At 69.3% G+C, this 24,349-nt stretch carries 17 protein-coding genes and 6 pseudogenes; 16 read left to right on the forward strand and 7 right to left on the reverse strand.

What is annotated here, in order from left to right; all coding sequences use genetic code 11:
- Positions 1–25: 25 nt before the first annotated feature.
- The 3 genes from AC1P0E_RS00165 (at position 26) to AC1P0E_RS00175 (ending at position 2,779) form a co-directional block, all read left to right on the forward strand.
- On the forward strand, positions 26–1,015 hold the full coding sequence (locus AC1P0E_RS00165) for a ferritin family protein (RefSeq protein ID WP_482740088.1): 990 nt from the start codon (positions 26–28) through the stop codon (positions 1,013–1,015).
- A gap of 82 nt (positions 1,016–1,097) precedes the next feature.
- Positions 1,098–1,433 carry a VOC family protein gene (locus AC1P0E_RS00170; protein WP_482740089.1) on the forward strand — a complete coding sequence of 112 codons (336 nt, stop codon included), beginning with the start codon at positions 1,098–1,100 and terminating at the stop codon, positions 1,431–1,433.
- A 140-nt stretch (positions 1,434–1,573) separates the two neighbouring features.
- The gene (locus AC1P0E_RS00175) at positions 1,574–2,779 is read left to right on the forward strand and encodes a methylated-DNA--[protein]-cysteine S-methyltransferase (RefSeq protein ID WP_482740090.1); all 1,206 of its coding nucleotides are present in this window, start codon (positions 1,574–1,576) and stop codon (positions 2,777–2,779) included.
- Positions 2,780–2,821: 42 nt separating this feature from the next.
- Here the strand turns inward: AC1P0E_RS00175 and AC1P0E_RS00180 are convergent, their stop codons facing one another.
- Positions 2,822–2,983 carry a hypothetical protein gene (locus tag AC1P0E_RS00180; protein ID WP_482740091.1) on the reverse strand — a complete coding sequence of 54 codons (162 nt, stop codon included), beginning with the start codon at positions 2,981–2,983 and terminating at the stop codon, positions 2,822–2,824.
- 53 nt (positions 2,984–3,036) lie between these two features.
- The gene (locus AC1P0E_RS00185; RefSeq protein WP_482740092.1) at positions 3,037–4,035 is read right to left on the reverse strand and encodes a bifunctional lysylphosphatidylglycerol flippase/synthetase MprF; all 999 of its coding nucleotides are present in this window, start codon (positions 4,033–4,035) and stop codon (positions 3,037–3,039) included.
- 223 nt (positions 4,036–4,258) lie between these two features.
- Between AC1P0E_RS00185 and AC1P0E_RS00190 the strand changes: the two genes are divergently transcribed.
- From AC1P0E_RS00190 to AC1P0E_RS00215, 6 genes are all read left to right on the forward strand, one after another.
- A complete protein-coding gene (locus AC1P0E_RS00190) occupies positions 4,259–5,416 on the forward strand; it encodes a sulfotransferase family protein (RefSeq protein WP_482740093.1) in 1,158 nt (385 codons plus the stop codon).
- Positions 5,417–5,445: 29 nt separating this feature from the next.
- Positions 5,446–6,675, forward strand: a complete 1,230-nt coding sequence (locus AC1P0E_RS00195; protein ID WP_482740094.1) for an ABC transporter substrate-binding protein — start codon at positions 5,446–5,448, stop codon at positions 6,673–6,675.
- A gap of 73 nt (positions 6,676–6,748) precedes the next feature.
- Positions 6,749–8,458, forward strand: a complete 1,710-nt coding sequence (locus AC1P0E_RS00200; protein ID WP_482740095.1) for a thiamine pyrophosphate-dependent enzyme — start codon at positions 6,749–6,751, stop codon at positions 8,456–8,458.
- A gap of 21 nt (positions 8,459–8,479) precedes the next feature.
- Positions 8,480–9,841 carry a pyridoxal-phosphate dependent enzyme gene (locus tag AC1P0E_RS00205; protein ID WP_482740096.1) on the forward strand — a complete coding sequence of 454 codons (1,362 nt, stop codon included), beginning with the start codon at positions 8,480–8,482 and terminating at the stop codon, positions 9,839–9,841.
- 45 nt (positions 9,842–9,886) lie between these two features.
- Positions 9,887–11,047 carry a Glu/Leu/Phe/Val dehydrogenase dimerization domain-containing protein gene (locus AC1P0E_RS00210; protein WP_482740097.1) on the forward strand — a complete coding sequence of 387 codons (1,161 nt, stop codon included), beginning with the start codon at positions 9,887–9,889 and terminating at the stop codon, positions 11,045–11,047.
- Positions 11,048–11,090: 43 nt separating this feature from the next.
- Positions 11,091–12,518, forward strand: a complete 1,428-nt coding sequence (locus AC1P0E_RS00215) for a class-II fumarase/aspartase family protein (RefSeq protein WP_482740098.1) — start codon at positions 11,091–11,093, stop codon at positions 12,516–12,518.
- Between the two features lie 23 nt (positions 12,519–12,541).
- Here AC1P0E_RS00215 and AC1P0E_RS00220 read toward each other — a convergent pair whose 3' ends face one another.
- Positions 12,542–13,291 carry an SDR family NAD(P)-dependent oxidoreductase gene (locus tag AC1P0E_RS00220; RefSeq protein WP_482740099.1) on the reverse strand — a complete coding sequence of 250 codons (750 nt, stop codon included), beginning with the start codon at positions 13,289–13,291 and terminating at the stop codon, positions 12,542–12,544.
- Between the two features lie 56 nt (positions 13,292–13,347).
- Between AC1P0E_RS00220 and AC1P0E_RS00225 the strand changes: the two genes are divergently transcribed.
- From AC1P0E_RS00225 to AC1P0E_RS00235, 3 genes are all read left to right on the forward strand, one after another.
- The gene (locus tag AC1P0E_RS00225) at positions 13,348–14,841 is read left to right on the forward strand and encodes a cation:proton antiporter domain-containing protein (RefSeq protein WP_482740100.1); all 1,494 of its coding nucleotides are present in this window, start codon (positions 13,348–13,350) and stop codon (positions 14,839–14,841) included.
- A gap of 247 nt (positions 14,842–15,088) precedes the next feature.
- Complete coding sequence (gene cysD, locus AC1P0E_RS00230) at positions 15,089–15,994, forward strand: sulfate adenylyltransferase subunit CysD (protein WP_482745602.1); 906 nt, start codon at positions 15,089–15,091, stop codon at positions 15,992–15,994.
- Between the two features lie 5 nt (positions 15,995–15,999).
- Positions 16,000–17,235 (forward strand): sulfate adenylyltransferase subunit 1, encoded by a 1,236-nt coding sequence (locus AC1P0E_RS00235; protein ID WP_482745603.1) that lies wholly within the window; start codon positions 16,000–16,002, stop codon positions 17,233–17,235.
- Between the two features lie 131 nt (positions 17,236–17,366).
- On the opposite strand, the pseudogene AC1P0E_RS00240 reads toward AC1P0E_RS00235, so the two are convergent.
- From AC1P0E_RS00240 to AC1P0E_RS00250, 3 pseudogenes are all read right to left on the reverse strand, one after another.
- A pseudogene (locus AC1P0E_RS00240) lies at positions 17,367–18,426 on the reverse strand (hypothetical protein).
- A pseudogene (locus AC1P0E_RS00245) lies at positions 18,418–19,053 on the reverse strand (IS5 family transposase); the annotation flags it as partial. The pseudogenes AC1P0E_RS00245 and AC1P0E_RS00240, both read right to left, overlap by 9 nt.
- A gap of 101 nt (positions 19,054–19,154) precedes the next feature.
- A pseudogene (locus tag AC1P0E_RS00250) lies at positions 19,155–20,020 on the reverse strand (GNAT family N-acetyltransferase).
- Positions 20,021–20,132: 112 nt separating this feature from the next.
- Here AC1P0E_RS00250 and AC1P0E_RS00255 point away from each other — a divergent pair.
- A complete protein-coding gene (locus AC1P0E_RS00255) occupies positions 20,133–21,224 on the forward strand; it encodes an IS630 family transposase (protein WP_482740101.1) in 1,092 nt (363 codons plus the stop codon).
- 24 nt (positions 21,225–21,248) lie between these two features.
- Here AC1P0E_RS00255 and AC1P0E_RS00260 read toward each other — a convergent pair whose 3' ends face one another.
- Positions 21,249–21,674, reverse strand: a complete 426-nt coding sequence (locus tag AC1P0E_RS00260) for a contact-dependent growth inhibition system immunity protein (RefSeq protein ID WP_482740102.1) — start codon at positions 21,672–21,674, stop codon at positions 21,249–21,251.
- 105 nt (positions 21,675–21,779) lie between these two features.
- Between AC1P0E_RS00260 and AC1P0E_RS00265 the strand changes: the two are divergent.
- From AC1P0E_RS00265 to AC1P0E_RS00275, 3 pseudogenes are all read left to right on the forward strand, one after another.
- Positions 21,780–22,160: pseudogene (locus AC1P0E_RS00265) on the forward strand (transposase); the annotation flags it as partial.
- A gap of 465 nt (positions 22,161–22,625) precedes the next feature.
- Positions 22,626–23,143, forward strand: a pseudogene (locus tag AC1P0E_RS00270) (transposase); the annotation flags it as partial.
- 143 nt (positions 23,144–23,286) lie between these two features.
- Positions 23,287–24,334, forward strand: a pseudogene (locus AC1P0E_RS00275) (hypothetical protein).
- The last annotated feature ends 15 nt before the right edge of the window (positions 24,335–24,349 follow it).

Genomic DNA, 24,349 nt, shown 5'->3' on the forward strand with positions numbered 1-24,349 from the left:
ACGCGACAACAAGGAGTGAACCGCGATGGCCGAACAGATACCTCTCGAGGCGGACTGGGAGAATGCCCCCGGGCTGCTCGACGGAGCCGGTTCGCTGGCCCTGACCGTGGATCAGTGCAATCTCGCGTACTGGTTCTCCGCCGTGGCCCAGGGAACTCTGCGGAACCGCCCGTTGGGGTACGACCCCTCGGTGAGCACCCCGGACTACATGCGGGAGCCCGGCCCGCTGCGCGAGGCGCTGCGGCTCGAGCTCGCGTACCGGGCGCTCGACGAGGAGGCCGCGACCCGGGTACTGGCCGACTACGTGTCCACCGCGCCCGGGATCCCGGAGCTGGAGTTCTTCTCGACCCAGCTGCTGGACGAGGCACGGCACCACATGATCTTCCGGGACCACCTGTTGAACCTGGGGGTGGCGAAGGACGAGCTGATGCCGTGGATCCGCGAGGTCGGGGCGGACTACGAGAAGCAGATCCTGCGCCCGATCAAGGAGTTCGCCCAGACCGTGACGCGGGACGAGGGCGACTTCATCGGCGGTGTCGTCGCGTTCGCCATCATCATCGAGGGCGTGCTCGCCGCTTCCACCGAGCTCAGCGAGCGCAAGTGGGGTGTGCTGGACCCGGTCGCCGGCGAGATCGCGCGCGGCGCGGCGATCGACGAGATCCGCCACCTGGCCGTCGGCAGCTCGCTCGTGCGCGAGCATCTGATCGCGCACCCCGAGGACCGGCCGCACATCATGGAGATCCTGCGCCGCGGCCGTGAGCTGTGGGGCGAGATCAACGACCGCGAGTTCGTCATGCACCGTGAGGAGCTCTTCCAGGAGGGCATGCTCCAGCACCGGGAGCTGCTGCGTGATTTCGAGCTCTTCCCGGGCCTCCTGCTGCTCGATACCACTCCGCAATCCCGCTGGGACCTCGCGGCGCGCTGGAATGACGAACTGGCCGAATCTCGTCTCAAGTACATGGGGATTCCGGAAGCAATCGATCTTCTGCGTGCACAGGCTCCGCGAATCCTGTAGACATCTCTCCGGCAGTTTTCACGGTCACATCGCGACCATCAGCCGCTGTTCAGTGTTCGAAAGAAAGTACTAGGAGGCACCAGTGACTCTGCAAATCGGCAACGTCTGCGTCGACACCAAAGACCTTAAGCGCGCTTCTGATTTCTGGCAGGCCGTGACGGGCTACAAGGTGTCGTCGAACGACGAGACGACCGTGTACTTCGAGGCTCCTCAGAGCGGAGCTGCGGGCCTGTCGGTGCAGCTGGTCCCGGAGCCCCGCAAGGACAAGAACCGCCTGCACATCGACTTCTTCACCGGTGACCTGGACGGCGAGGTCAAGCGCGTCAAGGATCTCGGTGCCACTGAGGTCGAGAAGTATGACGGCTGGGTTGTCCTGAGCGATCTCGACGGCAACCAGTTCTGTATCTGCGCTGCCTGAATCTGGCGGTGAGCATCACACGGCGGGCCGGAATGCCATACCGGCCCGCCGTTGCTTTTTTGTGAATTCAAGTGATACTCCACCGAAACTCGAGGAACGGTGGGGGTGCGTCGAGAGAACCGAGAACGAGGGCGTGCACGATGACGGAGCATGGATTCGCACTTTTCGACACGGCGCTCGGCCGGTGCGGGATCGCCTGGAGCGCAGACGGCGTCACCTGCGTACAGCTGCCGGAGGCCGAGGAGAGCCGGACCCTTCAGCGCCTGGCGGGCGCTGCTCCCGGCGGGGCGCAGTGCGCGCCGCCGCCCCGGGTGCGCCGTGCGATCGCCGGCATCGTGCGGCACCTGCTCGGCGGGCCGGGCGCGCTGGCGGCCGTCGAACTCGACATGTCGGGCGTGCCGCCCTTCCGCAGGCAGGTCTACGAGGCCGTGCGGACCATTGCTCCGGGCGAGACGCTCACCTACGGGGCCGTCGCGCAGCGGGTCGGCCGGCCGGGCGCCGCGCGCGCCGTGGGCCGGGCGCTGGGCCACAACCCCTTCGCGCTGCTCGTGCCGTGTCACCGGGTGGTGTCGGCGGGCGCCGGGCCCGGCGGGTTCTCGGCGAACGGGGGTGTGGCGACGAAGCCCGGGCTGCTCGCGATCGAGCGTGCCCGCCCGGGCGGCACGCCGGCGCGCTCCGGCGCCGGACCCGGGGCCGGGTCGGTGTTCGCCTTCGACGCGGCTGTGGCGGTCGCCTATGTACGGGCGTCGGATCCGGGGCTCGCCGGTCTCATCGACGAGGTCGGGCCGTTCGCCATGCCCCTCAACGCGGGGGCCACCGTCTTCGGGATGCTCGCGGAAGCGGTCGTCTACCAGCAGCTCACGACCAAGGCCGCGGCGACGATCTTCGGCCGGGTCCGTGCGCTGTTCGCGCAGACGAGCCAGGGGCTGCTGCCCGAGCAGGTGCTGAGCGCGTCCGACGAGCAGCTGCGCGGCGCCGGGCTCTCCCGGGCGAAGGCGGCGGCGCTGCGCGATCTCGCCGAGCGGGTGGACTCGGGCAGGCTCCCCGACCTGGAGGCGATCTTGGCGATGGACGACGAGGCGGTCGTCGAGTGCCTGACCTCGGTGCGGGGCATCGGCCGGTGGACGGCGCAGATGTTCCTGATGTTCCGGCTGGGCCGTGCGGATGTGCTGCCGCTGGGCGACTACGGCATCCGCAACGGCTTCGCGCTCGCGTTCGGCAGGACGGATCTGCCCGGGCCGGCCGAGATCGAGGAGCGCGCCGCCCTGTGGCGCCCGTACCGCACGGTGGCGTGCTGGTACCTGTGGCAAGCGGTGGAGCGCGCCAAGCGGGGGCCGTCGGCCTGAGCCGGCAGCCCCCGCACGCGGCGGGCGGGGACGCGGCCGCGCTCACCCGCCCGCGGGGCCGGGCTCCGCCGCGCCGAGCAGCGCTTCGAGCTCGGCGAGCGCCTCGTTGGCGGCGCGGCCCGCCGCCGCGTCGTCGGGCGCCGCGGCCACGGCCCCGAACAGTTCGAAGACCTGCTGGCCCGCGGACTCGATCCGGTCGGACATCGTGCTCCTCCTTGAGGCTGTGCATCGGGTGAGCGCTGTGCGGGGCGCCGTTGTCAGACGGCGTTGCACGCGCGGAAGATGTGCACCAGGGCGGGGATGCTCGCCCCGTTCTGGAAGGCGACGTACTCGGGCAGCACGAGGTCGGGGGCCCACTTCTCCTTGTAGGCGAGCTGGGTCTGGGCCGGGTACACGCCCTCGCCGTACTTCCACAGGTGGCCCATGAACCAGTGGAAGGCCCGGCTGTGCCCCGGCAGCTGCGGCGCCGCGTCCAGCGCGGTGAAGGGGGTGAATCCGAAGTGCAGCCAGCGCGCGCCCTCCGACATGAAGGTGTCGATGGCGGCCTTGTTGATCGCCTCCATCACCCCGGGCGGGGAGTCGGGGAGGCGACGGGTGAGGTCGTGGAGCCAGCCGGGCCTCGAACCGTAGACGGGTGAGTAGGTGATGTATCCGGTGAGCCTGCCGTCGAGCACACCGACGAACAAGCGGCGCAGCGGCTGGTAGGGACCGCCGTACTCGCCCACGAGGAACTCCAGCGGTTTGGCCGCCTCGCCCTTGGTCCCGAGCCAGCTCGTGTCCAGCTCCTGCATCCGGTCGTACCAGTCGCCCAGTGGCACCTCACTGATCTGCAGGCCGCTGCGCAGCGAGCGGGAGATTTTGTTGCGCAATTGCATGAACGCGGTGCCGCGCAGGTTGAACGATTGAAGGTCCCTGGCGAATGAAGAGCCCAGCTGATTGACCGTGAATCCCTGGTCGAGGTAGGGGCCGGCGTCGGCACCCTGAAGTTGCACGGACACGATCTCGCGCCCCTGCTCACGTGCGAAGGCGACGAAGTCCGCCAGCAGTCGCGACCGGGATCCGGCGGGCGCGAACACCCCTCCGAATTGCACCAGGAAACGCCCCGTCGCCCGGTAGACGATAACCCCGGGTGCATTCTCGGACTGGAAATAACTATTTCCGCTGTTGAGTGCGAGGAAAGCGCTCGGGTTATCCGCGACGGTATATTTCTGAATAGCTTCCAGTGCGATGTCGGCCTCTGTCGCGACTTCAGTCATTCTTGCCTCCATTCACGTCGGGCCATTGGTTCTTTCAGTTTTCCATTAGTTATCGCACAGCAGTTGAGGCATCTGCAAGGCTTTCCGCGTTCGAACATGGTCAGTTATTCGTCAGCGGCATGTCAGACACATTGATCTACCGTTGCTCCCGTGAGGCTCGAGCGTAAATAAAACGACGCCCGGGCAATCCTCGAGCGAAACTCTCCACAGAAGGCAGAAGTGCATGAGCCTGGGTACGGCTGATCATTCCTCTGCGCAGCCGGCAGACCTTGATCCGGCTTCGCTGGTCGCCACGGCACGTCGTATCGCGGACCCGGAGGAAAAGGTGCCCTTGCGTTTTCTGGACGACCTGGGGCGGCTGACCGGCTCCCTGGACACCGAGGCGCGGCTGCACACGCAGGGCCGGGTCCGCGCGCGGTCGGCGCTCGTGGCCTCGCTCGTCTCGCAGATCCGTCTCGCACGTCTGAGGGCCGCCGACCCGGGCATCGGCGACGTTGCTGTCCGCCCGGTGTTCATCACCGGTCTGCTGCGCACCGGGACCACGTTCCTGCAGCACTTGCTCGCCCAGCATCCGGACCTGCGCTCGCCCGCGCTGTGGGAGACGATGGCGCCGGCCTCCTCGAAGGAGCCCGGTGAACTGGTCGCCGCCTGTGAGGCGTACATCGACGAGTACTACCGGGCGGCGCCGGACTTCAGGTCGATCCATCTGCTGCGGGCCCGGCTGCCGGAGGAGTGCCACCGGCTGACGGCCAACTCCTTCCGCCACTCGATCTACGCGCTGCGCTACCGCGTCCCCTCGTACGCCCGCTGGCTGCGCGAGCAGTCCATGGCGCCGGCCTACGCCTTCCACAAGGAACAGCTCCAGTGCGTGCTGCGGCGGCGCGGCGGCAACCCGGTCCTGCTCAAGTGCCCCTCGCACCTGTGGCACCCCGACGACCTGGCCCGGGTCTACCCGGACGCCAAGGTGGTCCGGCTGCACCGCTCCCCGTCGGTGGCGGTGCCCAGCGTGTGCAGCCTCACCGCGACCGTGCGCGGCGCGCGCTCCGGCCAGGTGGACCGCGAGGAGATCGGCCGGTACTGGCTGGACTACGCGTCCCAGGCGCTCAACACCCTGCGGCGCGGCGGGGGTCCGGCCGCGGGCGGGCCGCTCGACCTGCGCTTCTCGGACGTCGTCAAGGACCCGCTGGGGGCCGCGGAGCGCGTGTGCGACTACATCGGCGTGCCGCTGACGGCCGAGGCCCGGCGGCGCATGACGGCCTTCATGGCCGCGGAGAACGACGCGACGACCGGCCCTCACGCCTATGCGCCGGAGGACTTCGGGCTCACCGGGCGGGCCATCGAGGAGCGGTTCGCGCCGTACCTGACGGAGTTCGGTTTCTGAAATGCGTACCGACACAGGAGGACACTGAAGTGACGACCGACCGCACCACACACGAACAGCGCGCCCGCGCCGACATCGAGGCCGTCAACCAGCACGCGGGCAGCAACCCGGTGCGCATCGGCATCGTCACCCCCCTGAACGAGCCCGGCGACGGCACCGCGGGCGAACTGGTGGTGCGCGGTGCGCGCCTGGGCGCGGAGTACGTCCGCGAGCACGGCGGCGTACGCGGGGGCAGGCAGGTCGAGTTCGTCCTCTACGACGACCAGGCCACCGCCGCCCAGGAGGGCATGGCCAGGTCCTCGGCCGCCCAGATGGTCAAGCTCGCCCTGGTCGACGACGTCGTGGCCGCTCTGGGGCAGTGGCACTTGCGGACGACTCCGTCGGTCGTCGACGTGGCGAGCCGCTACGACGTGCCGATCTTCGTCGAGAACGGGCACAGCCTCATCACCGCGCAGAAGCGGCGCAATGTCTTTCGTTCGTACTTCTCCATCGCCGACCGGGTGCCGGTGATGCTGGACTTCGCCGCCGCGGCCGGGATGCGGCGCATCGGGCTGATCGCCGCGGACACGGTCTTCGGCCAGCAGATGGCCGACACCCTGGTCGAGTACGGCACGCAGCGCCACAACATGGAGTTCCTGCGTTTCGACTTCGCCCAGGACGACACCACCGACTTCCGCGAGCAGCTGCGGGCCATCAAGGAGTTCGGCCCCGACCTCTTCATCAACGGCGCGGTGATCAAAACCAACTACATGATCGTCGAGCAGGCCATCGAGGTGGGCCTGCGGCCGCAGACCCCGATGATGGTCACCTTCGGCTTCCCGCTGCGCTCGGAGGACTTCTGGCGCCTGTCGGGCAAGGCCGGGGTCGGCACGATGTGGCCGGGCATGCGCTACCGCCCGTCCTGGGAGGGGCTGACCGACATCGGCCGCTGGTTCATCGACCGCTATGTGCAGCGCTACGGGACCTTCCCTCCGGACACCGCGCTGACGCATTTCACCGATGTCACCATCATCGCCGCCGCACTCGACGCGGCCCGCTCGGACAGCCGCGAGGATCTCCTGGACGCGCTGGAGGCGATGGAGTTCCCCACCTGGCAGGGGCGGCTGCGCTTCGAGCGAGGACCGGCGCACTGGCATCACAACGCCCCGGAGCTGGCCCTGCTGCAGTACCAGGAGTACGAGCAGAGCTTCGACGACTCGGCCATCATCCATCCGCCGCAGACCGCGACCGCCGCGTATCTGCCGCCGTCGGCGAGCTGAGCGGACCCAGGCCCGCCCCCGCCCCCACCCCCTTCTGCTACTTGCTGCCTGTTAGCTGCCGAGGAGACTCAGCGTGACGACATCCGTGACCACCGACCGCACGCAGGCCGTGCCCACCGTGGCGCGCACTGTGGCGGCCAGCCTGCGCGAGCACGGCGTCGACCGGGTGTTCTGCGTGGCGGGGGAGAGCTATCTGCCCGTTCTCGACGCCCTGTACGACATGCCGCAGATCGATGTGGTGACCTGCCGGCACGAGGGGTCGGCCGCGTTCATGGCGCTGGCCGACGCCAAGCTGGCCGGGCGGGCGGGTATCTGCCTGGTCAGCCGGGGGCCGGGGGCGGCGAACGCCGCCGTCGCGGTGCACGCCGCGGCGGAGGACGGCTCCGCGCTGGTCCTGCTGGTCGGCGGGGTGCCGACGTACGAGGCGGATCGCGAGCCGTTCCAGGACCTCGACCTCGGACGGCACTTGGGGGCCATGGCGAAGGCGGTGTGGACGCTGCGGGAACCGGGCGCCGCCGCGGAGTTCGTGGCCAGGGCCGTGCGCACGGCCGAATCCGGCACCCCCGGTGTGGTGGTCCTGGCCGTGCCCGAGGACGTGTGGCCGCTGCCCGACCCGGTCGGCGTCCCCTCACGGCGCACCGACCCGGGCCGGTCGGTTCCCGACGCGGACGCCGCCTCGCGGATCCAGGAGCTGCTGGGAGACGCCCGCCGGCCGCTGCTGCTCGCCGGTGCGCGTCTGGAGGGCGAACAGGGCCGTGCGCTGCTGCGCGCGGTGGCCGAGCGGCACCGTCTGCCGGTCGTGACGAGCAACAAGAACCAGCACCTGCTGTCCAACCGGCACCCGTCCTACGCCGGCCATCTGCACAACTCCACCCAGGCCGGCCAGCTCGCCGCCCTGGACCGGGCCGACCTGGTGCTGGCGGTCGGCACCCGGCTCGACAACGTCACCACCAGGCGCCGCCGCTTCCCGGCGGCGCCCGAACCGCACCAGCCGCTGGTGCACATCCACCCGGACGCCGGACGGATCGGCCTGTTCCACCGGCCCGCCGTGGGCGTCGCCGCGGACCCCGTGGCGTTCCTGCGCCAGCTGGCCGGCTGGCCGGCCTGCGATCCGGACGGCGGACGCGACCGGTGGACGGCCCAACTGCACGCCATCGAGACGCAAAAGGCCCAGTGGCATCCGCTGGAGGCCGGTGACGGGGTGGTGTTCGGAGCTGTCGCGGCGGCGCTGGACGATCTCACCGGCGGTGAGGTCACCGTGGTCGTGGATTCCGGCACCTTCACCAGCTGGACGTACCGTCATCTGCGCTTCGGTGACCGGGGCCGGCTGCTCGGTATCACCTCCAGCTCCATGGGGTTCGCCGTCGGCGCCGGGGTGAGCGCCGCGCTGCGCGCCGCCGGCACACCGACGGTGGCCGTGGTCGGCGACGGCGGGTTCCTGATGAACGGCGGCGAGCTGATGACCGCCTGCGAGCGCGGTCTGCCGCTCGTCTACATCGTCGCGAACAACAACAGTTACGGCACCATCCGCCTGCACCAGGACAAGGACTTCCCCGGCCGGACGATCGCCACCGATCTGGCGAACCCGGACTTCGCCAAGCTGGCCGAGTCCTTCGGCGCGCTGGGCCTGAGCGCGCACTGTGCGGCGGACGTGCGCCCCTGCCTGGCCAAGGCCCTGGCCCACGGCGGCCCCGCGGTCCTCGAGGTGCGCACCAGCCTGGAACACGCCGGCCCCCACCGGCGGGCCGGCGGGCCGCCGGCGGCCACGGCACCCCGACAGTGACCGGAAGCGGAGACCACACCTGTGCGAAGCCACGACTCGATCCTCGACCTGATCGGCGACACCCCTCTGGTACGGCTGCGGCGCCTGGGCGAGGGCCTGGCGCCGACGATCGTGGCCAAGCTGGAGTCCTTCAACCCCGGCGGCTCGGCCAAGGACCGGATCGCGCTGCGCATGGTCCTGGCCGCGGAGGAGGCCGGGCGGCTGCGCCCCGGGGGAACCATCGTCGAGCCCACCTCGGGCAACACCGGCGTGGGCCTGGCGCTCGTCGCGCAGCAGCGCGGCTACCGCTGCGTGTTCACCTGCCCCGACAAGGTGTCGCCCGACAAGATCGCGGTACTGCGGGCGTACGGCGCCGAGGTGCGGATCTGTTCGTCCCGGGTGGCGGTGGACCACCCCGATTCGTACCGGAGCACGGCCGCGCGGCTGGCCGCCGAGCTCCCCGGGGCGTACTCCCCCAACCAGTACGCGAACCCCGCCAACCCCGATTCGCACTACCGCTCCACGGGCCCCGAGATCTGGTCGCAGACCGGCGGCGCCGTCACCCACTTCGTCGCGGGCGTCGGCACCGGCGGCACCATCTCCGGCACCGGGCGCTATCTCAAGGAGGTCTCCGCAGGGCGGGTGCGGATCGTCGGCGCCGACCCCCAGGGTTCGGTCTACTCCGGCGGCGGAGGCCGGCCGTACGCGGTGGAGGGAGTCGGGCAGCCGTCCCTGCCCGGCTCCTACGACCCGGCAGTCCCCGACGACATCATCGCGGTGTCCGACCGCGACTCGATCGCTGTGACCCGGCAACTGGCCCGCGAGGAGGGCATTCTCACCGGCGGGTCCGGGGGCATGGCAGTGGCCGCGGCGCTCGCTGTGGCCCGTACCTGCGGGCCCGACGACATCATCGTCGTCCTCATCCCCGACTCGGGCCGCGGATACCTCTCGAAGATCTTCAACGACGACTGGGTGGAGCGTTTCGGCTTCGCGGACCAGCCGGGCACCGGAATCAGGATCCGCGATCTGCTGGCCGGCCGCGCACAGAGCCGGCCGCTGGTCTTCGTCGACCCCCGCGAGAGCGTGGTCAACGCGGTGAAGCTGATGCGCGAGCGGGAGCTGACGCATCTGCTGGTCGCCTCCGCGCAGCCACCGGTGCGGCTGGCGGAGATCGCCGGTGTCCTGACCGAGAGCGCCCTGGCCGAGCGGCTCGTCAAGGGCCTGCTGGAGCCCGACGACGAGGTCGGCGCACACATGTGCGCACCGCTGCCGCCCATCGGGGTGGGGCAGTTGGCAAGCCGGGCGATGCCGGCTCTCGGCGACGCGGGTGCCGCCGTGGCGGTGGACGGCGGCCTGCCCCGGGCCGTGGTCACCGCCCGCGACATCGTGGCCCTCCTTGCGTGACCGGCACGGACAGCAGTCGAGACACAAGCCGAGAAGAGGACAACGATGACCGACATCCTCACCTACGAGAGCCCCGACGGCGTACGCGGCTGGCTGGCGTACGACAGCTCGGCCGGCCCCCTGGCGGCGGGAGGATGCCGTATGCGCCCGGGGATGAGCGCACAGGAACTGAGCGCCCTGGCCGAGCGGATGACCCTCAAACAGCGGGTCCTGGGGCTCAACGTCAACGGTGCCAAATGCGGGATCGACCACGCCCCGCGCGGGCCGGGCGCCGAGCAGGCCCTGAGCGGATTCCTCGGCTTCTTGCGCGAGGAACTGTGCAACCGGTTCAGCATGGGCTCGGACATGGGCACCGACTTCCAAGAACTCCAGCGGCTGGCCGCCGCCCAGGGCATTCCCTCCGTCAAGTACGCCATCAAGACGGCCCAGGGCCTCACCGACGACCAGTTCTTCACCCGCATGGCGCGCCTGGAGGACCGCGTGGGCATGCTGACTTTAAGCCGGCGGCGGGCGGGCCACGTGCTCGCGCACTGCGCGATCGCCGCCGCCCGGGCGGCCGGGGCCGGCGGACAGATCTCCGCCTCCCTCCAGGGGTTCGGAACCCTGGGCCGGGCGGCCGCGTACACCTTCCTCGACGAGGGCGTACGGGTGACCGCGATCGCCGACGAGCACGGCTGCATCGGGGACCCCAAAGGGCTCGACCTGGCCCGGCTGCTCAACAGCCACCCCCAGACGCCCGTCCCCGACCTCGGCGCCGACCTGCTCCTGCCGTCCGGCGACGCACTGTTCGACGTACCGGCCGATGTGCTGGTCCTGGCCGCCGGGGCGGACGCGATCGGCGCGCAGCGTGCCGCGGCCCTGCCCTGCCCCGCGGTGGTGGTGGGCGCCAATCACGGGCTGAGCGAAGCGGTGGAGCAGATACTGCACACCCGCGGCGTGCTCGTCGTGCCCGACTTCATCGGGGGCATCGGCGGATCCGCCTCGATGGAGGTCTTGTTCGGCCCGCGGACCGTGCCCACGGCCGCGCAGGTGCTCACCAGATCCGCGTATCTGGCGCGCGAGCTGGTGGACGACCTGACGGTCACCGCCCGCAGCAACGCCGAGACACCCCGCCGGGCAGCCCTGCGCCTCGCGGCCCGCTCCACGGTCGACCCGGACGGGGCCGCCTACGGCCACTGCCCCTACCTCACACCCAGCGGCGTCTGACCCTGTCCCACGCCCGCCTTGCAGCTGCTCGAAGGGAAAGACGATGACCACGCACGCACACCCCGAGACCTCCCTGGCACCCTGTACGCACGAACGCGGCCACATCACCGACTCCCGGTTCTACGGCAACCGCTACGCCTCGCCCGACAGCCGCCGCATCTTCTGCGACGTCTGCCGCAACCAGCGCTGGCTGGACATCGAAGCGGCACTGGCCCTGGCCCAGGCCGAACTCGGCATGATCCCCCAGGACATGGCCGAGAAGATCGCCGCCACCGCCGCCCGCGCCGTCGAACTCATCGACCTCGACCGGGTACAGCAGGAGATCGAACGCTCCGGGCACTCCCTCGTCGGCCTCCTGCGGGTCTTCGAGGACGCCTGCGGCCCCGATGCCGGGCAGTTCATCCACTACGGAGCCACCACCCAGGACATCCAGGACACCGGACAGAGCCTGGAGATCCGCGACGTCCTGGACACCCTGGAAGCCCAGCTCGCCTCCCTGATCACCGCGCTGGCCGACATCGCCGAGCGGCACGCGGAGACCGTGTCGCTGGGCCGCACCCACGCACAGCCCGCACTGCCCATGAGCTTCGGCCTCAAAGTGGCCGGCTGGACCGACGAACTGCTGCGCCACCACGGTCGGCTCCGGCAGTTGCGCAGCCGCGTCCTGGTGGCGCAGCTGTTCGGCGGTGCGGGGACCATGGCCTCGTTCGGTGTGCAGGGCCCCGCCCTCCTGGAACGGTTCGCGCTGCGCCTGGGACTGGGGGTGCCGACGACCGGCTGGCACGCGGCGCGCGACAGGCCCACCGAGTTCGTCAGCACCCTGGCCATGATCACCGGCACGTTCGCGCGGATCGCGGACGAACTGCGCACCCTGTCCCGGCCGGAGTTCGGCGAAGTAACAGAGGCGTGGAAACCGGGCAAGGTCGGCAGCAGCACCATGCCGCACAAACGCAACCCCGAGCGCCTGGAGCAGGTCGTGGTGATGGCCCGGCTCGCCGGTGCGCAGGTCGGCGCCGCCCTCGCCGCGCTGATCGGCGACCACGAGCGCGACGCACGGGCCCTGCGGATCGAATGGGCCTGCATACCCGACGTCGCGCACTACTGCCTCGCCGCGTGCACCATGCTGCAGGAGAGCGTCACCGGACTCGTCGTCCACGAACTGCGCCTGGCCCACAACACCGCGGCCATCGCCGACCATGTGATGTCCGAACGGCTGATGCTGGCCCTGGGCGAGCAGATCGGCAAGCAGCACGCCCACGAGATCGTCTACGAGATCACCCAGCAGGCCCAGGAACAGGGACAGCTGGTACGCAGCCTCATCGACGGACACGAGGCGATCCGCGGGAAGCTGACCGAGACCGAACTCGACGCGATCTTCGATCCGGCGAGCTACCTGGGAGCCTCCTCGGTACTCACCGCACGCACCGTGGCCGAGGCCCGCAAACTGCTCGCCACGAAGGATTGCGTATGAGGCCCGGGGGCCGGGACGGCCGGTCAGCCGCGACCCGGCACAGCACCCCCGTTGACCTGAATGATCTGACCGGTGAGGAACCCCGCACCCGGGGAAGCCAGATGCACCACCGTGGCGGCGATCTCCTGCACCGTGCCACCACGGCCCATCGGAACCTGCCGGGCACGGCCCGCGTGAAACTCGGGCGACATCCGCTCACTGTAGAACTCGGTGTCCTGGACGTACCCGGGCGCGATCACGTTGACCGTGATGCCCCGGGGCGCCAGCTGCAGGGCCAGCTCCCAGGACCACGGGTGCAGGGCGGCCTTCGCACCCCCGTAGGTGGCGGGCCCGCGGAAAGCCGCAACCGAACCGACCGTGACGATCCGCCCGCCGGGGCTGCGCAGCGCGGGCACGAGCGCGTGGGTGAGCAGCACGGCAGGCAAAACATTGCCCGTGACGTTGGCGAGCCAGTCCTCACGTACCGCTTCGAGGTCCGTGGGCGGATACGGGGCGAAGTTGCCGCCGGCGTTGTTCACCAGCACATCGACCGGGCGCCCGGCCGACGTGATCTCCTGCGCCGCCCGCTCGACCTGCGCGGGCACGCTGAGGTCGGCCACAACCGCCCGGGCCCGTGCGGTGGCCAGGCCGGCGTTGAGTTCGCCCGCCGCGGCCGCAAGACGCTGCGCACGGCGCCCGATCATCACCACGTCGGCGCCCTCGGCGACCAGAGCCGCGGCCACCGCCCGCCCGATGCCGGTCGCCGCACCGGAGACCACTGCAAGCATGCCCATGATGTGAACCCCCCTCGGCCGGCCCGTCACCGACACCGGCCCCTACGGGCCGGCCGGTGCTCCGCACAGTCTGCGACCCCCTCCTCGAACAGGGCTCGAGGATGAGGCGCTACCTCAGTACCTACGCCGCCCTGGTGCTCCTGCCGGTGGCGGGGGCCGTATGCACGGTCCTGTGGCTCACGGGCAGCACGAGCAGCAGCAACCCGCCGGCGCCCGCCGCCTTGGGCGGTGAGCTGATGTACCGGCTGCTCGTGGCGAGCTCGGTGGTCGTCGCCGTCGCGGCACTCGGCGGGGCCGCGGCCCGCCGCTGCGGCCAGCCCGCGGTGGTGGGAGAACTGGCGGCCGGACTTGCCCTGGGGCCCTCGGTGCTCGGCGCCCTCGCACCCCAGGCACAGGAATGGATATTCCCGGTGTCCATCCTGCCGCACCTGGACACACTCGCCCAGTTCGGCGTCGTGTTCTTCATGTTCCTGGTCGGGGCCGAACTCCCCTCCGGGGCACTGCGGCGCAGCGGTCCGGCCGGATTCGTCATCGGGCACGCCTCGATCGCACTGCCCTTCCTGACGGGCCTGGTCCTCGCCTGGTGGCTCTACCGGCACTACCCGCCCACAAGCGCAGGCCTGGTGCCGTTCCTGCTGTTCACCGCCCTGTCCCTGTCCATCACCGCGTTTCCCGTACTGGCACGGATCCTGTCCGAGCACCGGTTGCTGCGCACTCCGCTGGGCGCGACCGGGATGACCGCGGCCGGGGTCGGCGATGTCACCGCCTGGGCACTGCTGGCCGTCGTGATCGCCACCGTGCGCGGCACCTCGCTCCTCGCGGCCGCACTGGCGATCGTCTTCGTCACCGCCTTCGCAGTGATCATGCTCGGGGTGGTGAAGCCGCTGGTCGCCTGGGCGGTACGGCGGGCCGAGAACGGCCGGATGTCCCGGGTGGGCCTGTGCGCGGGCCTCATCTGCCTGATACTCGCCGCCGCGCTGGCCACCGACCGCATGGGAGTCCACGCGATCTTCGGACCCTTCATGGCCGGCGTGATCATGCCGCGGAACTCGCCGTTGATCAAAGATCTGACCAGCAGGATCCAGGGCATCACCGTGTGGTTCATGCTCCCGCTGTTCTTCGTCACCATCGCCCTGCGCACCGAGTTCGGGGCACTGAACAGCCCCGGCGCCTGGTGGACGTGCCTGCTCATCACCGTCGTGGCCGTCGTCGCGAAAGTAGCCAGCGCGAGCGCCGCCGCGAGCGCGATCGGCGGCCATACCCGGCGCGAGGCCCTGGCACTGGGCGTCATGATGAACTGCCGGGGCCTGACCGAACTCGTCGTGCTCAACCTGGGCGTCGAGCTGGGTGTGCTGGGCCCCGAACTGTTCGCCATGTTCGTCTGCATGGCCCTGATCACCACCGCCATGACAGGTCCGCTCCTGCGCCGGGTACTGCCCCGCCCCGCCGAAACCGAGCCCGGGCCCGGATCCGAGCCGGGGCCGTACGACGACGGCGATCCGCCACCACCCTCCAAGGGAGTGAACCAGCATGCTGCCTCCTTCCAGTGATTTCGAACCACCCACCGCACCACCACAGGCAGACACCCGCACCCGGCCAACCAGCACCCGGCCGACCGGCACGGGGTCAGCCGGCACGGGACCGGCCGACACAGGGCCGACCGACACGGGGCCAACTGGCACAGGGCCGACCGGTACAGGGCCGACCGGCACGGGACCGGCCGGCACAGGACCAGCCGACACCCGGCCGAGCGACACCCGGCCGAGCGACACCCGGCCAACCAGCACCGGGCCAACCATCACGGGGCCGGCCGGCGCGGGGCATCTCGCCGCCCTCGAGGCCGAGGCGATCTTCATCCTGCGCGAGGTCGTCGCCGAGTGCGAACGCCCCGCCCTGCTGTTCTCCGGCGGGAAGGACTCGATCGTGATGCTCCGCCTCGCCCAGAAGGCCTTCGCACCCGCCCGGCTCCCCTTCCCCCTGCTGCACGTCGACACCGGGCACAACTTCACCGAAGTACTCGAGCTGCGCGACAAACTGGCGGCCGAGCTGGAAGCACGGCTCGTCGTGGCCCACGTACAGGACCACATCGACTGCGGCCTGGTGAGCGAACCACCGTCCGGCATGCGCAACGCGATCCAGACACCCGTTCTGCTGGACGCGATCGGAAAACACCGCTTCGGCGCACTGTTCGGCGGCGCCCGCCGCGACGAGGAGAAAGCCCGGGCGAAAGAACGCGTCGTCAGCTTCCGCGACGAGTTCGGCCAATGGGACCCCAAGGGCCAGCGGCCCGAGCTGTGGTCCCTCTACAACACCCGCATCAGACCCGGGGAATCGATCCGGATCTTCCCCCTGTCCAACTTCACCGAACTCGACATCTGGCACTACATCGCGAGCCAGGAAATCGAGCTTCCCTCGCTGTACTACGCCCACGAACGCACCGTGGTCGACCGCGGCGGCATGCTCTACGCGGTCCACGAAGTCCTGCCCGCCCGCCCAGGCGAGAAGCCCTTCACCGCCCGGGTGCGCTACCGCACGATCGGTGACGCCTCCTGCACCGCCGCCGTACCCTCCGACGCCACCACACCCGGCGCGGTGATCGAAGAAATCCTCAACACCCGCCTGACCGAACGCGGGGCGACCCGCGGCGACGACAAAGTCAGCGAGTCCGCCATGGAAGACCGCAAACGCGAAGGGTACTTCTAGTGAACATGCTGAGATTCGCCACCGCGGGATCGGTGGACGACGGAAAGTCCACCCTCATCGGCCGCCTGCTGTACGACTCGAAATCACTCTACGACGACCAACTCGCCGCCGTCCAAGCCCTGTCCGCCGTACGGGGCGACGACTACACCGACCTCTCCCTGCTGACCGACGGACTACGGGCGGAACGCGAACAGGGCATCACCATCGATGTCGCCTACCGCTACTTCTCCACCCCCAGACGCAAATTCATCATCGCCGACACCCCCGGCCACACCCAGTACACCCGCAACATGATCACCGGGGCGTCCACCGCCGACCTGGCACTGATCCTCGTCGACGCCCGCAAAGGGCTCGTGGAACAAAGCCGCAGACACGCCTACCTGTGCACCCTCCTCGGCGTCCCCCGGCTGGTGCTGTGCGTCAACAAAATGGACCTCATCAACTTCGACCAGAACCGCTTCGAACAGATCCGCGCACAGTTCGCCGACCACGCAGAACAACTCGGAGCACGCAACGTCACCGCGATACCCGTATCCGCCCTCAAGGGCGACAACGTCGTACACCCCTCCCCCCACATGCCCTGGTACGACGGCCCACCCCTGCTCACCCACCTCGAAGAAACACCCACCACCCCCGCCCACAACAACACGGGCGCACGCCTGCCCGTCCAGTACGTGATCCGCCCCCAGTCCACCCGCATCACCGACTACCGCGGATACGCCGGCCAACTGGCATCAGGAACACTGCGCCCCGGCGACCCCGTACTCGTCATGCCATCCGGAGCCACGACCACCATCACCAGAATCGACGCACCCGACGGCCCCGTACCCCAGGCCCGTACCGGCATGTCGGTAACCGTCCAACTCGCCGACGAACTCGACATCTCCCGCGGAGACCTCCTCTGCCACCCCCACGACACACCAACAGTGACCCGCGAACTGAACGCCCTCGTATGCTGGATGGACGAAACCACCCCCCTCACCCCGGGCCGTAAAACCCTGATCAAACACACCACACGCACCGCACGCGCCGTGATCGACACACTCGACTACCGCCTCGACGTGAACACCCTCACCAAAAACCCGGCACAAACCCTGACCGTCAACGAGATCGGAAAAATCACACTCCACACCACCACCCCCCTGATCTACGACCCCTACCACCACAACAAAACCCTCGGCGGAATCATCCTCATCGACGAACACACCAACCAAACAACCGGAGCAGCCATCCTCACCTAACCAACCCACCCACCACCAGCACCAGCCGGCCCACCCGTGGTGCGCACGTGTCCGGAGCGGGGAGGGTGACGTCAGTTTCGTCGCGGCGGATCCGGCAGGGCCAGACACACACCGCTTCAGTAGCCGGCCGTTCAGACAGGGGTCCGCGACGCGATCAACCGATTGGTGAGCTCTACCGTGGCCAGGTACCACCAGAAGATCCAGTCGAGGAACGCTTCGTCGTACTCGCGTTGCTGACCGGCATTGCGGTGTCGTAGGTCGAAGCTGTTGGCGATCTGGAAGAGGGCGCCTTCGTCCTTCTTGTGGAGGTGCTCTTTGATCAGCGCACGGCGTTCCTCGAGGATGCGGGCGAGGTTGAAGATCGCCGATCTCTTGCTCTCAGCCGATGTGTCACGTCCTCGGAAGAGCGCGATGGCGTGGCGAACGCCGGCGGTAGTGTCGGGCGGGCTGTCATTGAGGGCGCGGTGCACCAGCTGGCTGCGGGCATCGTCAGTGACGGCGACCAGGCGCCCGAGGTCTTCGCCTTCGGCGGCAAGTTCGTACTCGATGCCAGCCGAGCGCAGCAGCTGGTTGACCTTCCACCGGTACAGGAGGCGTGCCGGGCCGTTGTGGAACTCCGAGTGGTGCCATCCGCAGCCGCTGTAGGAGTGGTAGCGCCGCATGCGGGGGCGGCTCACCAGGTCGTGGAACACCTCGATCAGCCCGTAGAAGGTGTCTTCGTCCCACGTCTCCGGTGTCAGAGGCCACAGATCAGGGATGCCAAGGCGCCTGTCGATCACCTCGGAGGCGTCGGGCAGCTCGCTGTGATCGTCGACGCATTCTCGCCGAACACCTCAGCCAGGTAGCCCTTGTCCTCGAACTCACCGACGATCCGTGCGAAGTCACGCCGTGTGTCCCGTGGGGTGCTGCCGTCATGCGACAGCCCATTGCCGCGGCGCTGCGGCCAGTAGGGCCGGGGGGCTGCCGCATGCGGCAGTTCCCCGGCCCGGTGAACCACTCCCGTTTGCCCATCCCGGTCCGGCTGCCCCAGCCCGGGGTGGTGGACGACCAGGGGTCGTCCGTAGGCGCATCGCGGTCTGGCAGCTCCTCGAAGTCCGCGACCGCGGTGGTGCCGGCCAGAGCCTCGGTGATGAGCCAGGTAGCTCGGTCTACCCATGATGAGTCCGAGGTGTGATCCGAGGCGCGAAGGATGCGCTCGCCTTCGGCGCGGGTAGACGGATGCGAGTATGCCTTGTCGGCGATGACCCGATCCGGCCGCGACCGGGGACGCCCCGGCCCCAGCCGGGGCACCCGGATCGCCTCCAGTAGCGGCACCAACTGCGGGTTGTCACCGGCCTGTCCGGGCGTCAGCAGGATCGACTGTGGACGGCCGCGCCCGTCCACAGCCAGGTGCACTTTGGTACTCAACCCGCCGCGGGATCGTCCCAGTGCCTCGCCGCCGACCGGCGCAACCGGCCACGTGCCGCAGCCCCCTTTTTTTCGGGCCCCTGCCGCATGCTGATGGGCCCGGACGATGGTGGAGTCGACCGACACCGCCCACTCGATCGTCCCGACCGCGTCATCGTGCGCCTGGACCTGGGTGAGGATCCGATCCCAGGCCCCATCCGCCGTCCACCGGCGCAGCCGCTCATGGCAGGTCTTCCACGGCCCATACCGCTCCGGCGGATCCCGCCACGGCGCACCCGTGCGTACCTTCCACAAGAGCCCGTCGATGACCTGGCGATGATCCCGCCACCGGCCACGACGCCCGTTGGAGCGCGGCAACAGCGGCATGATCCGCGCCCAGGCCGCATCGGTCAACTCACCACGACGAATCATCCGACCATCATCGAACCCCGACCTACCCCATGTCCTCAAAGGGCGTTCGGGCCCAGCCAGGGTCAGCGACGCGGCCTGTCCGATACCGCGCCTGATCATTTTCAGGCGGCTCGGCTGACGTCCAGCCGTTCGGACGACGGCTCGTATCCAGCTGCCCTGTAGGCGGCGACGGCGGCAGCGTTCGAGGTCGGGGTGCTGACGAGTGCGCTTGATGCACCCAGTTCACGCAGCGCCGCCGCAGCGGCGACGCTGATCGCCGTCCCGTGGCCGCGACCGCGATGGTCGGCGTGCACGCCCACCGGCTCCAGCAGGCCGGGCCTGCCGGGCCCGGCCGACCAGACCGTCGCCGCGGCCACCGCGTTGTCCTGGTCGTCGTAGCCGATCAGGCAGCGGGCGTCGGCATAAACCGGCCCGGCCGCGAGGACGTGCCAAATCTCCTCGGTGAACGCCGGGCTGCCGAACGCCGAGCGATGCACTGCGGTCCGCACCCCCGCCGTCTCCGGACCGGCTACCTCGATCCGCAGGCCGGAGTCCTTCACCGGCTCGGCGAGGTCGTGGCGCAGCGGCGTCCACGGCTCGTCCAGAATCCAGCCCGCCTCCAAGAGGACCTCGCGGAGCAGGGCGCCGTTGGGATTTCGAGGCCGACCTTCCCGGGCGGCAGGACCCCGCGCTCCGGATCATCGAGGTCCGCCAGCAGCTGGCGCGCCAGATCACCGTCCTGTCGCAGATCCGGCGCGGTCGTCAGGCGCAGCACATCAGGGTCGTCCAGGAATCCGACGGCAATGATCCGTCCGTCCACGCTCCAGGTGCGGACGGCCGCGGCCAGCCTCTCCGCGCCCAGCGCCCAGGCCCAGCCGAGGTCTCCCGGATGGAGTTGCAGCGGCGTGCGGTCGTCCTGCCATAGGCGGAGGGCACCCACCACCCCGGTCAGCCCATCGACGCCGGGCTCGTTCAGAACGATCGTCATGTCCCGCATCTCACACCATCGCGGCGACCGGCCGCACCTGGTTTTACTCAGCCAGTCAGATCGACCGGACATCCCCTAGTGACCTGAGTCGGAGATTCGTCGTTGGTTGGGTATGAGTCGTCCGGGTCCGAAGATTCCGCCGTTGTCTGTCACTGATACCCAGCGGGCGGTGCTGGAGGGCTGGGTGCGTCGCCGGACGACGGCCCAGGCTCTGGCCCAGCGGTCGCGGATCGTGCTGGAGTGCGCCGAAGGACACTCGATCATGGAGGTGTCCCGTCGGCTGCAGGTCACTGCGGACACGGTCCGCACCTGGCGGCGGCGCTTCCTCGAACGTGGCTTGGACGGCCTGTCCGACGAACCCAGGCCCGGTGTCCCACGGAAGATCACCGACGCCGATGTCGAGCGGGTCATCGTCAAAACGCTGGAGGAGAAACCGAAGAGCGCGACCCACTGGTCGACCAGGTCGATGGCGGCGGCCACGGGAATGTCGCAGTCCGCCGTCTCGCGGATCTGGCGGGCGTTCGCCCTGGCCCCGCACCGGTCGCAGACGTTCAAGCTGTCCACGGACCCGCTGTTCATCGACAAGGTTCGTGACGTGGTAGGCCTGTATCTCGACCCGCCGGAGAAGGCCCTGGTGCTCTGCGTGGACGAGAAGTCGCAGATCCAGGCCCTGGACCGGTCCCAGCCGGTCCTGCCGATGGTGCCCGGCGTTCCCGAACGCCGCAGCCACGACTACGTCCGGGCCGGCACCACCACCCTCTTCGCTGCCCTCGAGGTCGCCACCGGCAAGGTCATCGGCTCCCTCCACCGCCGCCACCGGGCAGCGGAGTTCAAGAAGTTCCTGACCAAACTCGACAAGGAAGTCCCAGCCGATCTCCAGGTTCATCTGATCCTGGGCAACTACGCGACCCACAAGACGCCCGCCATCAAGAAGTGGCTGCTGGCCCATCCGCGGTTCCACCTGCACTTCACGCCGACCAGCGCGTCCTGGCTGAACCTGGTCGAGCGGTGGTTCGCCGAGTTGACCCAGAAGAAGCTCAAGCGCGGCGTCCACCGCTCCGTCCAGGCCCTCGAACGCGACATCCGATCCTGGCTCGCCGACTGGAACGAGCACCCCAGACCGTTCGTCTGGACGAAGAGCGCAGACGAGATCCTCGACAAAGTTGCGGCCTACTGCCACCGAATCTCTGGTTCGGATCGTTAGCTCGCTGCGGGTTCCTTCATCCGGTCAGCGAAGCGATTCAGTCCGGGCGACGAAGCGGGCGAGCTCCTCGGCGGCGCCGCGGGGCAGACTGGCCGCCGCTGCCTCCGGCAGGGCCATGATCACGGTGCGCAACCGTGTCGCGAGGTCCGGGAACAGGGCCCAGGCCGACGCCGGAACGTTCACAGCGGCAAGCAACAGGTCTCCCTCGTAGAAGTAGGCGTCAAACATCGGCTCCTCAAGCAGCAAGCGCACTGCGAGGGGAAGAACGTAGGACAGTGCCACCTGCTGGGAGATGAGGGTGCGTAGATCCGCCGGCCCAAGTTTGCCCAGCGGAACCTGGCGTAGCTCATGCACCCTGCGCACCAAACGGGTTGCATCAGAGCCAGCAGGCGCCCAGCGAGGCGGGTCCAGCTCATCGAGCGTGCGGTCGAGGTGCAGCAGACGATCCATAGGGTTCATTGTTGCCGGAACAGGAAGGGAATCTCTGACTCAGGCCACTAGTAGGGCTTTGTTAGGTGTCTTGTCTGGGCTCCGGCCTGGTGGTTCCCTGCGGGCATGAAGGCATATGAACTCCCCGCGTGCCGCTCCTGGTTGGAGGACTTCGCGGGGGAGGTGTTCACGCCGCTGGCCCGTGTGGATCAGCGGGTGAAGGGCGGGCTGTATCTGCGTGGCCTGCTGCTGGACGGGCGACGGAAGTCCATGCAGCCCATGGCCGAACGCCTCGGAGTGGATCACCAGCAGTTGCAGCAGTTCATGACGACCTCGACCTGGCCGGTGGAAGCGGTCCGGGCACGGCTGGCCCGCCGGGCGGTGGCCGTGGTGCGTCCGCAGGTGTGGGTCGTGGACGACACCGGTTTTCCCAAGGACAGCGCGTCCTCGCCCGGCGTGACCCGTCAGTACTTCGGGACGCTGGGCAAAGTCGGCAACTGCCAGATCCCAGATCAATCCCAACAACAAGGTGTCCAACCCGCTCCGCACCAGCGGGTCGGCATGGTCGCGGAGGGCCTCCCACCGCTCCCCCGCCCAGAAATGCGCCTTGAACGAGCCGCAGGTGCGCAGGAACTCGTAGACGGCGAAGTAGACGCCGTCCGGCCCTCGCGGCCATTCCCAGCCGCCCCTGACCGCCGGTGCGCCGTGGTCCCACAGCCCTGTCTCGTCGGCGTACCACGCATCCCTCAACCGCGACAGCCGCTCCCGAGGTGGCACCTCCCCCATCCATGACCAGTCAACGATCAACACAGTGATGTCCAGTCCCATGAACGTGAGGTTACTGATCACCCGGACAGGCAGTACCGGTCGTCGACAGCCGTACCGGTTCCTGGCGCCAACTGTGTAGCCCGGCCTAACAACCTGACTGCCCAGTCAAGGCTGACCGGACGAGCGATCTGTGAGGACGTCCGGGAGAAGCTTGCCGCCGCGGTGGTCGCCAGGCTGACGAGGGAGGTGATGGCCCTCGATGAGGAGATCGCCGAGACCGACGCCCTGATCGAGGGCCGGTTTCACGACCACCCGCACGCCGAAGTCATCCTGAATATGCCCGGCATCGGACCCGTCCTTGGGGCCGAGTTCATTGCCCATACCGGCGGCGACATGAACGCCTTCGGCAGCTCCGACCGCCTGGCCGGCGTCGCCGGCCTGGCCCCGTCCCCAAGGACTCTGGACGCATCAGCGGCAACATGCGCCGGCCACGCCGCTACTGCTGACGCCTGTGGTGGGTGTTCTATATGTCCGCCATGGTGGCTGCCCGTTCCTGCCCCGTTTCGAAGGCCTTCTACTACCGCATGCGAGCCGAGGGGAAGAATCACAAGCAGGCAATCATCGCCCTCGCGCGACGTCGTCTGAACGTTCTGTGGGCCCTCATTCGCGACGGCCGCACCTTCGAAATCACCGCACCTCCGAGCCCCATCCCGCTGGGCTGACACGCTCACAGCGAGACACCAGACGGGCTTGACAACTTCATTGGGATTCCTATGGTCCGCCTACTGACACATGGAAGCTGTGTGGGGTCAGCTGACGTGGACCGGTACACCCATTGTCAGACGCTGCTGGCAGCATCACCGCTATGAACGCCACCTTTACCACCCCGCCGAGGCCGGTCGACGTGACCGCGCTCTTCCCTCAACTGGCCCCGCTGGCGCGGACGGCGACCCGGCCGCATCCGCGGCCGGGGTCGCCGACCGTGCACGACAGCCACGTCGGCGGGCCGCTTCTGTGGCCCGCCGACGAGCCGTGGCCGTACTGCGAAGAACCGCACGACAGCCGCGCGTCGCTCAGGATCAACTCCCCGGAAGACATCCGGCTCCTGCGCCGCAACCGCGCCGCCGCCGCCGAGCGGCTGCGCCTCGCCCCCGAGGCACCCCAGTGGGCCCCCGAGGACCGGGAGACCTTGGAGCGGATCAAAGCGGGCCGCCCGTGGTTCGACGGCCCCATCCCCCCTCCTGCCCGTGGCCCAGCTCTACGCCCGCGACATCCCCTTCCCGTGCCCGTCCGGCGCGGACCTCCTCCAGGTTCTGTGGTGCCCCTTCGACCACTCGATGGCACACCCCGAGACCGCGCTCTTCTGGCGCTCCTCCGCCACCGTCACCGACGTCCTCGACGCACCGCCCGAGCCACCGATCGTCCAGGACGGCCACTACCTCCCGGAGCCGTGCCTGTTCTCACCGGAGCAGGTCACCGAGTACCCCAACCCCTTGGAGCTGGACAAGGAGCTTCAGGACCAGCTGGACGACATGAACCGCTGGGAGACGATCGACCCCGCGCGGTACAACGCGTACGCGGACGACCCGGGCGAGCTCTACCTGAACAACCTCTCCACCGCCCCCGGCTGGAAGACCGGCGGCTGGACCAGCTGGGGCCTCACCGACCCCAAGGCCCGCCCCTGCCCCGAGTGCGGCACCGAGCAGGTCCCGCTCCTCACCATCGCCTCCTCGGAATGGGACGGCGGCAGCGAGACCTGGATCGCCGAGGAGGACCGGACGGACCCGTCCCCGCCTCCCCTGGGCGCCCGGGACGGCAACTTCACCCTGATCGACATCGTCGGCGGCTACAACCTCCAGCTCCACGCCTGCCCGGCCGACCCGTCCCACCCCCACATCGAGCTGGTCCAGTGAGCAAGCCCAACGCCC

It is taken from the genome of Streptomyces sp. TRD_SC_5 (assembly GCF_056836825.1).

Coding starts and splice junctions, on each gene's coding strand:
- AC1P0E_RS00210 (WP_482740097.1), top strand. CDS start 9,887: ATGACCGACATCCTCACCTACGAGAGCCCCGACGGCGTACGCGGCTGG.
- AC1P0E_RS00255 (WP_482740101.1), top strand. CDS start 20,133: ATGAGTCGTCCGGGTCCGAAGATTCCGCCGTTGTCTGTCACTGATACC.
- AC1P0E_RS00180 (WP_482740091.1), bottom strand. CDS start 2,983: ATGTCCGACCGGATCGAGTCCGCGGGCCAGCAGGTCTTCGAACTGTTC.
- AC1P0E_RS00215 (WP_482740098.1), top strand. CDS start 11,091: ATGACCACGCACGCACACCCCGAGACCTCCCTGGCACCCTGTACGCAC.
- AC1P0E_RS00185 (WP_482740092.1), bottom strand. CDS start 4,035: ATGACTGAAGTCGCGACAGAGGCCGACATCGCACTGGAAGCTATTCAG.
- AC1P0E_RS00220 (WP_482740099.1), bottom strand. CDS start 13,291: ATGGGCATGCTTGCAGTGGTCTCCGGTGCGGCGACCGGCATCGGGCGG.
- AC1P0E_RS00175 (WP_482740090.1), top strand. CDS start 1,574: ATGACGGAGCATGGATTCGCACTTTTCGACACGGCGCTCGGCCGGTGC.
- AC1P0E_RS00165 (WP_482740088.1), top strand. CDS start 26: ATGGCCGAACAGATACCTCTCGAGGCGGACTGGGAGAATGCCCCCGGG.
- AC1P0E_RS00235 (WP_482745603.1), top strand. CDS start 16,000: ATGCTGAGATTCGCCACCGCGGGATCGGTGGACGACGGAAAGTCCACC.
- AC1P0E_RS00190 (WP_482740093.1), top strand. CDS start 4,259: ATGAGCCTGGGTACGGCTGATCATTCCTCTGCGCAGCCGGCAGACCTT.
- AC1P0E_RS00260 (WP_482740102.1), bottom strand. CDS start 21,674: ATGGATCGTCTGCTGCACCTCGACCGCACGCTCGATGAGCTGGACCCG.